Genomic DNA, 13,821 nt, shown 5'->3' with positions numbered 1-13,821 from the left:
CCTCCTCCTACTCGGTTAGATTTCCATAATCTCGTCTTGCTTCTGCTGGCCCAATGTATCAATTTTCTCGATGTATTCGTCGGTGAGTTCTTGGAGGTCGTCCTTCGCCTTGTAGAACTCATCCTCTGAGATGAGTTTGTCTTTTTCCAACTTGCGTAGGTCCTCTAGGGTGTCGCGCCGGATGTTGCGGATGGCCACGCGCCCCTCTTCCACACGACGATTCACGAGTTTTACCAGTTCCTGCCTTCGCTCTTCGGTGAGCGGAGGAATGTTCAAACGAATTAGTCGCCCATCGTTGATTGGCGTGAGTCCCAGATCGGACTTCAGGATCGCCTTTTCGATATTGCTTATCACGTTGGGATCCCACGGGCGGATGACGATCAGTCTCGGTTCAGGCACCGAGATAGTAGCGAGCTGATTAAGCGGGGTGGGAGAGTCGTAATAGTCCACTTTGAGGCGCTCGACGAGGGCAGGTGAGGCACGCCCCGTGCGGATGCTCAGTAGATCCGCGCGCAGTGCCTCGACCGCCTTTTCCATGCGTTCTGAGGCCTCCATTAGCACGAGCAGGGCTTCATCGCTCATCATCAGTCTCCGTGTGTTCGAATCGTAAGGGGTTGTTTCCGTGCTACCTCATCGGCAGACGATAGTGCCGATGTTGTCACCCAATACTACTCTCTCGATGCTACGTGGCTCGCTTAGTTTGAAGACGATGATGGGTAGGTCATTGTCCATGCAGAGCGATAGAGCAGTCGAGTCCATTACCTGGACGCCCAAATTCAGCGCCTCTATGTAACTCAGATGTTCGAACCGTTTCGCGTTCGGATTAGTGACCGGGTCACAGTCGTATATGCCATCTACTTTGGTGGCTTTCAGTAGGACTTCGGCGTCAATTTCCATTGCCCGCAGAGCAGCAGCGGTATCAGCAGTGAAATACGGGTTACCGGTCCCCGCGCCGAAGATGACCACGCGACCCTTCTCCAAATGCCGGATAGCCCGCCGCCGGATATATGGCTCTGCCACCGCGCGCATCTCGATGGCTGTCTGCACCCGCGTTTCGACCCCCATGCGCTCCAGCGAATCCTGCAGGGCCAGTGAATTCATCACGGTGGCCAGCATGCCAATGTAGTCGGCGGTAGCCCGGTCCATCCCGCGGGCCAAGCCATCCCTGCCGCGCCAGATGTTCCCAGCCCCGACGACAATAGCCACTTGCACTTCTAGGTCGCGGACGTTCCTGATCTGTGCGGAAACTCCGTCCACGACGACTGGATCGATGCCATATCCTGACTTACCGGCCATGGCTTCGCCGCCCATCTTTAACAAGATGCGCCTGTATTTGACCTTCGCCATGTGGGTTATTCTCCCATGTGCTTGGCTTCGTTATTCGCCCAACTCAAAGCGCACGAAGCGGCGCAACACGACATTCTCACCAAATTTGGCGATAGCCTCATTTAGGACATCGCGCACTGTCTTGTTCTCATCGCGGAAGAAGTGTTGCTCCAAGAGAACCACTTCCTCAAACCATTTCTTAAGGCGGCTTTCCACAAGCAGGCCTTTTTCGCCCTCTGATTTGGAACTATCTGCCAACTCAGCGCGGATAAGTTGCCGCTGGGCGAGGAGCACCTCCTCTGGTATATCCTCGACGCGCAGGTAGAGAGGATGGTATCCTGCCACCTGCATAGCCAGGTCGCGGGCGAGTGCGCGGAACTCGTCCAGGCGCGAGACGAAATCGGTCTCGCAGTTCAATTCCACCAACCCCACCAATTTCTGCGTGTTATGCACATAGACGCCAATCACGCCGTCTTTGGCCTCGCGATCGGCCTTCTTAGCGGCTTGTGCCAATCCCTTTTTGTAAAGTATGGCGGCGGCCTTTTCCATATCGCCGTTAGTAGCCTCTAACGTTTTCTTGCAGTCTAAAATCCCCGCGCCGGTCATTTCGCGGAGTTGTTTGACCATGTCGGTCGTGATGTTCATCGTTCTCCTTTGATTCCGATATTATCACTGTAAGGCGGACTGTATGAGTACAGTCCGCCCTCTTAGATTATGCCAGGCTGGAATGCTCTTTCTCGGCCTGCTCTTCGTCTTGGGGATTCGCTTCTTCGTCGGGCTCTGGCGAGAAGACTCTGGGCAATCCCTCAATCGAGATGGGGACCTCCTCTTCAATGACCTCCTCCTCGGGCGAGAAAACCCTGGGCAGCCCTTCTGCTGAGACGGGCGCTTCCACTGCTTCCGCGCCCTCCTCGGCCATGATGACGCCGCGCATACCCTGGCCCTCGATGACCGCATTGGCTATGACCGAGGTGATTAACCTGATGGCGCGGATCGCATCATCGTTGGCAGGGATGACATAATCAATGGGATCTGGGTCACAGTTGGTATCTACCATAGCCACAACCGGAATGCCTAGGGTGTTTGCCTCTTTGATGGCAATGGCCTCGCGGCGAACGTCCGTGATGAAAAGAGCACTGGGGAGATAGTACATGTTCTTCAGCCCGCCCAAACGCCGCTGCAGTTTGCTGAGTTCGCGCTCCTTCCACAAGGCCTCTTTCTTTGGGAGCAGGTCGAACTCGCCCCGTGCCTTTTGCGCTTCCAACTCCAGCAGATAATCCGCCCGCTGCCGGATGGTGCGGAAGTTGGTTAAAGTGCCGCCCAGCCAACGTTGGTTGACATAAGGCATCCCACAGCGTTGCGCCTCGCTGGCGATGGTCTCCTGGGCCTGTTTCTTCGTGCCCACGAAGAGCACTGTGCCGCCTTCGGCAGCCTGGTCGCGGATGAAGTTGTAGGCCTCCTCCAAGCGAGTCAACGTTTGCTGGAGATCAATGATGTGGATGCCATTGCGCTCAGTGAAAATGAACGGGCGCATTTTGGGGTGCCATCGCTGGCTGCGGTGGCCAAAGTGGACGCCTGCTTCTAACAGGGCCTTCATGGAAACAACAGTCACGATATCCTCCTTCGTTTTATTCGTCCGCCACCCTCTTCCCAACCAGGAACCACCTTTGCTTTCCGCATAGCGTCAAGACAATAAGTGGCACGCCTGGCTAGTCAGGAGGCGTGCTGGATAGCAGATCTCTCAGGGGATCTGCAAAAATAGTATAGCACAAGGATGCTGCTTTGGCAAATTGAACGCCCTTCATAAAATGCGCAGTTTTGACCTCCACGTGCGACGGGGCTATTAATGAATACAAAGAATCCCGACTAGATGGGATGGAAACGGCGGTAGGGGCGACCCGCCGGGTCGCCTCTCCGGTGAACAATGGACACGGTAGGGGCAGGCCTTGTGCCTGCCCGGGGGACAGAGGCATCGACAAGGGATGCAGGTGGAAATGAAGAATCCCGCGAACGCGTCGTCGGTTAGAAACCGACGGCAAGGGGTGGGAAACCCGCGCCGCGGGTTTAATAATACGATCCATCGCACACGGGCGATTCCATTCGATGGCGGGGCCTGTAGCCTGTAGGGGCAGGCCTTGTGCCTGCCCTGGGGACAGAGGCATCCACAAGGAATGCCCCTACACCGCCCTTCCAGGCACAGAAACAAATCCGACGCAGATGGGTTGGCAACGATCGCCCAGGTAGGGGCAGGTCTCAGACCTGTCCCCCCTACAGGCATCGCCCGGGAACGAGAAAGCCCGCCGTTCTCCAATCAGAGAACGGCGGGCCGTATGTTCCGGATCGTCTCCGGCCATGCTACGCTGAGCCGCGACCCCCACCACGACTGATACAAATCGCGCCTATGCCATAAGCGCGACGGGACTTCTGCCGTGCCTCGCAGAAATAGTGTTTAGCGAAAGGCCTCGCGAGTGATATCGAGCAACCCACGACTGGGACCGGGTTCTGGAACAAGACCCCGTTCGACCCCTTCGACTTGCTTCTTGGCGTTGGCTCCCGCCCAGATGCCTACCACCAGGCCGCCCACCCCCAACACGATGATTGCCCCTAAGACTGCGGACATCTCGGGGTTAACGGTTGCGGCGATGGCGTTGCGCCACTCCTCGAACTTGGCCACTGTGATACCACTCACGAACCCGCCAATGGCGGTGGCCAATTTCTGCATGTTCTCCGCGTTGAGCAGGTAAAAGCCGGCGAAATAGCCGAAGGCGGTGCAGGCAATGGCCGCTGCCGCCGTGATGAGCACGTTGGCAAACACGGAGGCCTTGGGCCAGGCCGGAACCAACACCTGCCACAGCAAAAACAGCACAACAGCCGCCGCGATGACGTACACGATCATGATGATTGCCCAGGTCCGAATCGAACTTTTCTGTGCGGCGTCCATTTGGTCTCGACCTCCTTGTGGTTTCATAGACAGGGCAGGCGGCCTTGTCCCCTTCTCGCGCGCAATGTTTGCTCCGCTATCGGTGCAGAGTATATCACGTCGTGGAGTTTGTGTCAAAAAGTTGAGAAATGAACTAGGGGTAGATGACCACTACCCCCACATATAGACTGCTCTAAGCGCTGTACTATCACTATCTGGGATCTTGAATTGAGGTCATCTCTGCACGGCGAGCCCCTTAGGGACGCAGGATAACCGGCAGGTACACCTTCAACAACGCTTGGAAGATCACGTAGGTGAAATCGCCACGACCATTCTCTGTATAGGCCCAGACTTCGGCGGTGCGCGGAACCGTGTCAGCCCGCAGATGTGCGATCGCAATGCCGCTTTTGGTCGCACTGGTGTAAACGGTCGTGCCAGTCTCGACCCACATTCCAAAGTTCGTAGTAAACCCAATAAGCGTGCCATCTCGGACAGAATTGCCTTCCTCATCTTGCACCAACGCCGACACTGTGGATATGGAGAGGCCATCAGCGGGTATGTTCGACGGATGGGCGATCACGTCCACATAGTATGGCTGGTTGGACAAGGTGGGTGTCACCGTGGGCGTCCTGGTTAGTGTAGATGTGCGTGTTGGCGTCTGTGGGGGCGTGGCAGTCGGAGTAAACATTGGGGTGGACGTCTTGGTCGGTGTGCAGGTAGACGTATTAGTCCTAACCGGCGTAGATGTGCGCGTTGGTGTGTGCGTGAGCGTTTTGGTCGGAGTAAACGTGGGGGTGGACGTGTTGGTCGGTGTACGAGTAGGGGTATTTGTTTTGGTCGGTGTAACTGTTGGTGTCCGAGTGCGGGTTGGAGTAGATGTCGGCGTCCGGGTCCAAGTGGGAGTAGCGGTTAGCGTTGCTACACTTTCCCAGTAGAATTGACTTTCCCAGACATTGTTGTTCTCGTTTGACTCATGTACTGTGTTGTCGGGGTCCACGCTCAACCGGACCGTGTGCCAACCGGATGTGTTGATGACTATGGCCCAATCATCGAATCCTCCCCAGCAGCCGACACAGTAATCAGAATAAGGATAACGTATGTGTCTCGTGTTATCCACCCAGAGTTCTACGTAAAAGCCCCCCGAAGCGGTTGCATTGCCGCTGTTAATGAAATACCAGTCGAAGTAGGTGGGCCGGCCGGCATAAAGAGTGTTAACCTCGTGCGTGCCCAGGATGGATGAGGGCACAACCGGATAGGGGTAGCCCTCAGGGGCGTAAGGATGTAGATCAGGCTTGGGACTAGCTCGGTCGAGCCAGATCCATTTCCAATCTGACACATTTCCAGCTGTGTCGTAAGCCTCTGCAAACACCTGATTCCAGCCGTAGTTTAGCGTACGGCAATCAAGACTCGCCTGGTAGGGGGCAGTGTAGTCTTCACCAATTTCGCAGAACCGCGGGTTCACTGCGTCCCAGCGGTAGAATCGAACTCTGGAAACAGCCACATTGTCGGTTGCACTGACCTCCAATAGGATTACTTCGTCTCTGACGGGATACACTTGTTCGTTGCCAACTGGTGCAACCCAGTTCACAACGGGCTTTTCAGTGTCGGGCTGAGAAGTAGGCGTTGGCGGCGGCGTGTAACGTGTCCAGGACAACTCCACCTTGGCGTTGCCTGAGCCTTCAAAGTATTCGAGTTTGACCTGGTGGTTACCGGCGTTCAGGTATCGGGTAGGGCTCACGTCGTGCCAGCCATCCCACCATTCCTGGGCCACGAGCTGGCCGTCTACGTACAGGCGGAAGCCATCGTCGGAGCGGACGGTGAACTTCCAATCCCCGGACTCGCCAAAGGACGCGGTGCGCTCGTAGCGGATGGAGAAGTTATCGGAGCCCACGCCGTGGCCTGGGCTACCGGTACCCCAGTCGTGAGAGATAAAGGCACTTGTCTCATAGTCTGTTGAGGCATACGAGTCAAAGTTTCTGCCATTGTAGTAGTCCACTCGCCACGAGCCTGGTGGGGGTTGGGTGGCGGTGCGAGTAGGTGTTGCTGGTGGTGTGTAACGTGCCCAGGACAGTTCCACCTTGGCGTTGCCCGAGCCTTCAAAGTATTCGAGCTTCACCTGGTGGTTCCCGGCGGTCAGGTATCGGGTAGGGCCTACGTCGTGCCAGCCGTCCCACCATTCCTGGGCCACGAGTTGGCCGTCTATGTAGAGCCGGAAGCCGTCATCAGAGCGGATGGTGAACTTCCAATCCCCGGATTCGCCGAAGTATGCGGTGCGCTCGTAGCGGATGGAGAAGTTATCGAAGCCCACGCTGTGGCCTGGGCTACTGGTGCCCCAATTGTGAGAGATAAAGGCGCTTGTCTCGTAGTCTGTGGAGGCATATGATTCGAAGTTTCTGCCGTTGTAGTAGTCCACTCGCCACGAGCCAGGCGGGGGTTGGGTGGCGGTAGGGGTGGGACCTCCCTGGTGGCTGTTGATGAAGTTGGTGGGATGTAGCCAATCGGCAAGCACACTAGCGTTACCATAGCCCCAATACACCCAAGTGCTGCTGTAAGCGCCCTTGCGGATCCCTAAATGAAGGTGTGGTGCGTAACAACCATTTTCATCCGAGTTGCCCAGATAGCCGATGAGTTGCCCTTTAGCGACCTCGCCCACGCCAACTTGCAAGTCTCTGCTGCGCAGGTGACCGTAAACCGAAACTACATAGCTACCTGCTGGATCGCCAGCGGGGAGGTGGTGTTCGACAATGACCGCTGTCCCGTAATCCCCACATGCGGTGTTAACGTAAATTCGCTGGACGTAGCCATTTCCGATTGCATACACTGGGGTCCCGGCTGGCTTACCAGCGTCTTCCCCCAGGTGGTATCTGTCTGTGCCAACTTCCTGCCCGAAGTAGTAGCCATTGACCACATAATCCGACAGTGGAAACTGGAAGTTGTCCGCAGTGGGATAGGTGGCTGATGAGGGCCCAGTTACATTTTGCTTCATGGGTACTGCAGTGGGATTGGGCGAAACGAGTGGTAAGCAAATCGTGCCAGTGGACCCTGGCTGGGTCGTAGGCACAATGTCCGTGAATACCAGAACGCACGCAATTGCTGTTATAACCAGGGCATTTCTTCTCATCGTGACACTGTCTCGTGTTGTCCGTGATGAGGGCTACCCAACCCACCGGCCAGGTCTTGCACTGCCCCACCTCTCCTGTCTTCTCAATTCAAGAAGCAGGCAGCCTTGTCTCTTTCTCGCGCGCAATGTCTGCTCCGCTATCGGTATAGAGTATATCACGTCGCGGGGTTTGTGTCAAAAAGTCTGGAGCCAGGGGAGATCTATAACCGCAGCCACCAGTACCCGTATGGGGGCAGCGACAGCACATAGGGACTTGCCGAGATGGGTGGGAAGGTGCGGCCCGAAAGGAGCTCGGTGGGCGTTACCCCTGTGAAGTCAGCCAGGTCGAGCGGAACCGATTGCTGGGCCGGCGACAAGTTGTGCAGGACCAAGATCGTCTCCGCCTGATACTGACGGATATAGGCCAGTATGGCGACATTGTCTGGCAGTAGGAAACGCATGTCACCACGCCCGAAGGTCGGATGTTGCTTGCGCACGGCTATCATCCGCTTCATCACACTCAGAAGAGATTGTGGATCGTTCTGCTGTGCTTCGACGTTCACCTGTCGGTAGCCGAAAACCTCATCGTCAATCACTGGTGCGTAGAAATGCGCCGGGTCAGCAATGGAAAAGCCCGCGCCTGGGCCTGCAGTCCACTGCATTGGCGTACGGACGCCATCACGGTCCTTGAGGGCGATGTTGTCACCCATCCCGATTTCATCGCCGTAGTAGATGATCGGTGAGCCAGGCAGAGTGAAGAGGATGGAATTTAAGAGTCCGATCCGGCGATGGTCGTTGTCTAGTAAAGGGGCTAACCGACGGCGGATACCCAGATTGAGCCTCATCCGCTGGTCCGGTGCGTAGGCGTGCCACATGAATTGGCGCTCTTCCTCGCTCACCATCTCCAGTGTTAGTTCGTCGTGGTTGCGCAGGAAAATGCACCACTGGCACGAGTCGGGGATGGGAGGGGTGCGTTCCAGAATTCTCACGATGGGTGTACGGTCGGCCAACTGGAGGGCCATGAACAGGCGTGGCATGACCGGAAAGTGGAAGGCCATGTGCATCTCGTCGCCGTCGCCGAAGTAGGCCCGTACGTTCTCAGGCCACTGGTTGGCCTCGGCGAGGAAGATAGCCTGGGGATAGTGTTCGTCCAGGAAGCGGCGCACGCGTTTGAGATAAGCGTGGGTCTCAGGCAGGTTTTCGCAATTGGTCCCTTCGCGTTCGAAGAGATAGGGCACCGCATCGGCGCGGAAACCGTCAATGCCTATGTCCAACCAGTATGCCATGATGTCCAACATGGCTTGCTGGACTTTGGGGTTGTCGTAGTTGAGGTCGGGCTGCTGGCGGAAGAAGCGATGCCAGTAGTATTCGCCGCTCAGGGGGTCGTATTCCCAGTTTGATGACTCGGTGTCTATGAAAATGATACGGGCATCTTTATACCTCTGGTCCGTCTTGCTCCAGACGTAGAAATCCCGGAACGGTGAATCCACTGAGGCGCGAGAGGCAACAAACCACGGATGCTGATCCGAAGTGTGGTTCATCACCAGATCGGTGATGACACGTATGCCGCGCCGGTGAGCCTCTTCGATCAGGGCTTTGAAATCGGCCAGGGTGCCATATTCTTTCAGGAGCTTGTAATAGTCGGAGACATCATAGCCATCGTCCACCAACGGCGACTCGTATATTGGCAAGAGCCAAATGCAATCCACGCCCAACCCCTGCAAGTAGTCTAACTTGCTGATCAGCCCCTTGAAGTCTCCATGACCATCGCCGTCGCCATCGCAAAAGGCACGGACGTACAGTTCATAGAAAATGGCATCTTTATACCAGAGTCCATCGCTTTCACGCGCAGGCACAATACCTCCTCACGTAACCGATATGTCTGCAGGCTCTATCCTTTCACCGCGCCCGCCAGAATGCCGCGAATGAAGTACCGCTGCAGCAAGAAGAAGACAACGAGGGGCAAAGCCATCGAGATGAAGGCCGCCGCGGTGAGCAACTCCCATCCGGCGCCGAGCGAACTCACCAGATTGCTGATAGGCACGGTCATTGGCGCGACGCTAGGTCTGCCGCCCAGATAGGTGAGGGCCACCAGCAGGTCGTTCCATACCCACAGAAACTGGAAGATGCCCAGTGAGGCCAGCGAGGGCACGGAAAGCGGCAGCGCGAGCCGGAAGAACGCCGTCAAATTGGAAGCGCCATCCAGGTAAGCGGACTCGAACAAATCTTTGGGCAGTGCCCCGAAGAAATTGCGCAGTAAGTAGATGGCATACGGCAACCCATAGGCTGTGTGAGCCAGCCAGATGCCAAGCAACGTCCCGGTCAGGCCAATTTGGGTGTATAGTCTGAGGATCGGGATCAGCGTCATCTGCAGGGGGACGACCAGGAGCCCCACCACGATGATAAAGAGCAGATCTCGCCCCGGGAAACGCATCCAGGCAAAAGCATAGGCAGCGAAGGCCGCAACCAGGATGGGGATGATCGTTGCGGGAATGCTGATCTTCAGGCTGTTGATGAAAGCCTGGCCCATGCCGGCTTCAGTGAGCACTTTGACATAGTTGTCCAGTGTGTACTGAAACGGTGTTTGGAATGAGGTCCACCAGCCACTGACGCGGACGGCCCGTGCTGGTCGGAATGAACTGATGAGCAAGCCTACCGAGGGCAACGTCCAGATGAAAGTAATGAGTAAAATGACGGCGTGTAGAGGTGCTGTAGACAGGGCTTTGACAATTCTTTGGGTCATCGCATTGCCTCCTCCGCCCGGAAGCGGCGGACATTAAACAGCATTATTGGGATGATAGCCAGAAGCAGGATCACGGCGACCGCTGCTGACCGGCCATTCTGGCCATCCACGTAGAACAGAAAATACATCCGGTTAGCGATCACGTCGGTTCCATTGCGACCACTGGTCATCACGTAGACGATATCGAATACCTTGAGTACGTTAATGATCATCGTGGTGGCGACCACGATGATGGTTGTGCTCAGCATAGGCACGGTCACCCGCCAGAATATCTGCCACTCATTGGCTCCGTCCACACGTGCAGCCTCGATGATTTCCTTGGGGATGCTTTTGAGCGCCGCTGACAAAATGACCATGCAGAACCCGGTCCACATCCAGATGCCAACGACGATGAGCACGGAGTTGTTCACCGGCTCTCTTTGCAGCCAAGCGATCGGATTGCGAAGTAGCAAGTTCTTGAGGACGGCGTTGACGAGCCCAATATTGGGATTGAAGTCCATCATGAACTTCCAGATGGCCCCTGCCGCTACAAAGGAGATGGCCTGTGGCAGGAAGATAAATGACTTAACCAATGTCTCGTAGCGCACGCGATCGAAGAGCACCGCGATCACCAGGCCGAAGCCAACCGTGCAAGTCGTGAAAATGATGAGCCACAAAGCGTTGTTCCGTAGCGCCTTGCCGGTCTCCCGATCGCCGGGCAAATAGTAAAAGTCACCAATGAGATGACGGGCGTTTTCTGGTGGCTCATTCGCCCGGATGACCTGCCCGAAAATCCACTGGTAGTTCTGCCCACCCACGTAGATCTTGGAATCCCTGTCCAGGAAACTGAGATACGCAGTGTTGATGACCGGGTAAACCAGGTAGACCAGTAGCATGAGGACGGCAGGCGCTACCCACAACCAGGGTACGATACTGACTTTTCTGCCGGACATATGCATTCCTCCTGGGTTGTTATACTTACACAGACCGAGGCAACCCGCCTACAAGGGCAGGTTGCCTCGGGAGTTAGTCAGCGACTACTGGCCCATCTGTTCAATGGCCTTGGCTTCGAGAGCGGCCAGGTAGGCGTCGAGGTTGGCGGGGTTCTTGACGAACTCGACGGCTTGTTTCCAGAACTCCTGCTGGAGAGCGCCGCCCATGAGGTCCCCGGCGCCGACGCGGAAGGAGGTGGCGGTGGTGAGCATTTCGGCAGAGGTGCGGGCCACGGCGTTGGGGTAGGCATCCAGCGGGACGCTCTTGTTGGGCGAGGTGTAGCCGCCGGCCTTGGCCCAGATGGTCTGCGGTTCGGCCGAGGCCAGGTAGGCCATGAAGGACTTGGTGGCGGGTTTGTCGTTGAAGCAGACCACCACGTCCACGCCGCCGGTGATGCCGCCGGAGCCTGGCCAGCCCTTATCGGGCCAGGGGAAGAAGGCGTAGTCCTGGCCGGGCACAGCCTCCGGGTACTGGTCGCGGATGAAGCCTTCGGTGAAGTCGCCGAGGAAGTACATGTAGGCGGTGCCGTCCATGATGGCGTAGGAGCCGTTGATGAAGTTGGTGGCGATGATGCCATCTACGCCGTTGAGGACATAGCCTGAGGTTGTAGCGATTTGGCCGAAGGTTTGGAAGGCCTTCTTGATGGCGGGGTCGGTCCAGGGGATTTGGTGTGCGACCCACTTATCGTAGACCTCAGGGCCGGACTGGGTGAGCACGATCTGGGCGATCCAGTCGGTGAGGGACCAGCCGGTAGCGGCGCCGGACTCGGTGGCGATGGACCAGGGGGTAGCGCCGTCGGCGACGATTTTATCGGAGAGGGCGAGTAGTTCATCCCAGGTGGTGGGGATGGAGTAGCCCTTGGCGGCGAAGTTTTTGGGGCTGTACCAGACGGTGCCCTTGTTGGCGGCCTTGAAGGCGATGGCGTAGAGTTTGCCCTGGTAGGAGCCGACGTCGAGCCAGGCCTGGGCGTAGTCTTTCTTGAGGGCGGTCATGTCGAGGAAGTTGAGTTCTTGGAGTTTGCCGGCCTTGGCGTAAGTGACCATTTCGCCCGGGTTGGGGAGGATGGCGATGTCGGGCGGGTTGCCGGCCTCCACGCGGGTTTTGAGGACGGCGATGAGGTCGCGGGTGAACTCGCCCTCGACTTTGGCGCCGGTGCGCTCTTCCCAGGGGGCGTAGGCGGCCTTGAAGGTGTCGAGTTCAGCGCCACCCCACACTCCCATCACGTTCACCGTCTGACCAGCCAAGTCCTTGGGCGGGACAGTCGGTTCGGGTGTGGTTGGGGCGGGCGTTGGCGTCCGCGGGAAGGGACGTGGGGTCGGTGTCGGGGCAGGAGCACAAGCACCGAGCACCATGCTGAGCACAGCGACGAGGCTGATCGCGACTGCGAGTTTCTTACTCGTGAACATTTTTCTCCTCCTAAGAAAATCATCCTTTACATTCTCAATAGTGACCAAAACGAACTTGTTCCTTTTTGCAGATCACCTCCTCTTCAATTGTTACGGTGCGGTGCAAGCCGCCTTGCACCGCACGATTCCCGCACCACCAGTTCGGTGGGCAGGAGGATGTGGGGTTCCGGCACGTCCAGGCCGTAGATGATCTTCAGCAGCATGTCGCCGGCATTCCAGCCCAGATCGTAAGCGGGCAAGCGGACTGTGGTAAGGGGCGGGTCAATGTGGTGGGCTAGTCGCACGTCGTCAAAGGCGACGATAGCGATGTCATCGGGGATACGTAGGCCACGCTGTTTAATGGCCACCATTGCCCCGAAGGCGACCAGGTCGCTGGCGATGAAGGCAGCAGTGGGCAAGGGTCGCAGGTCAAGGAGTTCCACCATGGCCCGGTAGCCGCTTTCCTGTAGGAAATCGCCATAGCGCACCAGATCCGGGTCATAAGCAATGCCTGCGTCGGCGAGAGCAGCCTGATAGCCGCGCCAGCGGTCTTCACTCGCGGTGTACTGCAGGGGAGCGTTGGTGATGTGGGCAATGCGGCGGTGTCCCAGACCGATGAGGTGAGAGACAGCTCGACGCGCGCCCTCCTTGTTGTCCACATCTACGAAGGGAACGCTGGAGTCACGAAGTTGGCCCAAAAGAACGATAGGAAAGCCCCCTTCATGAAGGCGAGGCAACTGTTGGTCGTCGGAGCGAGGGCCGGAGAGGATGATGCCGGCGATCTGTTTTTCTTCAGCCAGGCCAATGTAGGCTTCTGGCGCGGAGACGTCTTCGACGGAGTGCACGATGACGCGGAAATCCTGGCGCTCGAGGCGATTGCTGAGACCGCGCAGTACGTCAGGTAAGAAGGCATCGGCGAAGATGCGATCGGGGCTCTGGCAGAGGACTAGGCCAACGGTGCGGGTGGGATGATAGTTGAGTTCGCGGGCGACTTCCAGGACCCGCTGGCGGGTCTCCTCGGGGATATTGGTGCCACGAACGCGATTGAGGACGAGGGAGACCGTTGTCCGCGAGACATCCGCCCGCTCGGCCACTTCCTTGCTGGTCGCGCGCTTCTTGGCCATAGCATCCCTTTCTCCGTTGACCGATTACAAAAGACTAACAGCGTTCAGTAAACTATGTTACTAACACATGTTATTATAGCAGATTCAGTTTTCTTTGTCAAGTATACGTATCGCAAAACCGGGGAAGGTGATGGCAGTACACTCCTGTAAAATCAAACGGCGTGTGGTACACTATGGCGAACAAACCCATCACCATCCCGGAAGGGTAGAAAGGACCACACGCCATGGAAAGGATACCACCGAGTGAACGA

At 57.0% G+C, this 13,821-nt stretch carries 11 protein-coding genes; all 11 read right to left on the bottom strand.

Features of this window, described 5'->3' with window-relative positions:
* Positions 1-15: 15 nt before the first annotated feature.
* The 11 genes from frr to H5T64_10235 all read right to left on the bottom strand — a co-directional run bounded on the left by frr (position 16) and on the right by H5T64_10235 (position 13,570).
* Positions 16-585, bottom strand: coding sequence for a ribosome recycling factor (gene frr, locus H5T64_10285; GenBank protein MBC7264723.1), 570 nt, complete (start codon positions 583-585; stop codon positions 16-18).
* A gap of 45 nt (positions 586-630) precedes the next feature.
* Positions 631-1,347: a UMP kinase gene (locus H5T64_10280; GenBank protein MBC7264722.1), complete on the bottom strand. Its 717-nt coding sequence runs from the start codon at positions 1,345-1,347 to the stop codon at positions 631-633.
* A 30-nt stretch (positions 1,348-1,377) separates the two neighbouring features.
* Positions 1,378-1,971 (bottom strand): elongation factor Ts, encoded by a 594-nt coding sequence (locus H5T64_10275; protein MBC7264721.1) that lies wholly within the window; start codon positions 1,969-1,971, stop codon positions 1,378-1,380.
* Between the two features lie 67 nt (positions 1,972-2,038).
* Positions 2,039-2,938 (bottom strand): 30S ribosomal protein S2, encoded by a 900-nt coding sequence (gene rpsB, locus H5T64_10270; GenBank protein ID MBC7264720.1) that lies wholly within the window; start codon positions 2,936-2,938, stop codon positions 2,039-2,041.
* Between the two features lie 837 nt (positions 2,939-3,775).
* Positions 3,776-4,267, bottom strand: a complete 492-nt coding sequence (locus tag H5T64_10265) for a hypothetical protein (protein MBC7264719.1) — start codon at positions 4,265-4,267, stop codon at positions 3,776-3,778.
* Positions 4,268-4,502: 235 nt separating this feature from the next.
* Entirely contained in the window at positions 4,503-7,367 is a 2,865-nt protein-coding gene (locus tag H5T64_10260) for a peptidoglycan DD-metalloendopeptidase family protein (GenBank protein MBC7264718.1), read from the bottom strand.
* Between the two features lie 200 nt (positions 7,368-7,567).
* The gene (treS, locus tag H5T64_10255; GenBank protein MBC7264717.1) at positions 7,568-9,202 is read right to left on the bottom strand and encodes a maltose alpha-D-glucosyltransferase; all 1,635 of its coding nucleotides are present in this window, start codon (positions 9,200-9,202) and stop codon (positions 7,568-7,570) included.
* A 35-nt stretch (positions 9,203-9,237) separates the two neighbouring features.
* On the bottom strand, positions 9,238-10,089 hold the full coding sequence (locus H5T64_10250) for a carbohydrate ABC transporter permease (GenBank protein ID MBC7264716.1): 852 nt from the start codon (positions 10,087-10,089) through the stop codon (positions 9,238-9,240).
* A complete protein-coding gene (locus H5T64_10245; GenBank protein ID MBC7264715.1) occupies positions 10,086-11,021 on the bottom strand; it encodes a sugar ABC transporter permease in 936 nt (311 codons plus the stop codon). The genes H5T64_10250 and H5T64_10245 overlap by 4 nt, the downstream gene beginning before the upstream one ends.
* Positions 11,022-11,105: 84 nt before the next feature.
* On the bottom strand, positions 11,106-12,467 hold the full coding sequence (locus H5T64_10240) for an extracellular solute-binding protein (protein ID MBC7264714.1): 1,362 nt from the start codon (positions 12,465-12,467) through the stop codon (positions 11,106-11,108).
* An 83-nt stretch (positions 12,468-12,550) separates the two neighbouring features.
* The gene (locus H5T64_10235) at positions 12,551-13,570 is read right to left on the bottom strand and encodes a LacI family DNA-binding transcriptional regulator (GenBank protein MBC7264713.1); all 1,020 of its coding nucleotides are present in this window, start codon (positions 13,568-13,570) and stop codon (positions 12,551-12,553) included.
* Between the last annotated feature and the right edge of the window lie 251 nt (positions 13,571-13,821).

It is taken from the genome of Chloroflexota bacterium (assembly GCA_014360825.1).
GTDB lineage: Bacteria > Chloroflexota > Anaerolineae > UBA2200 > JACIWT01 > JACIWT01.
This window is presented reverse-complemented; position numbering and strand designations above follow the sequence as displayed.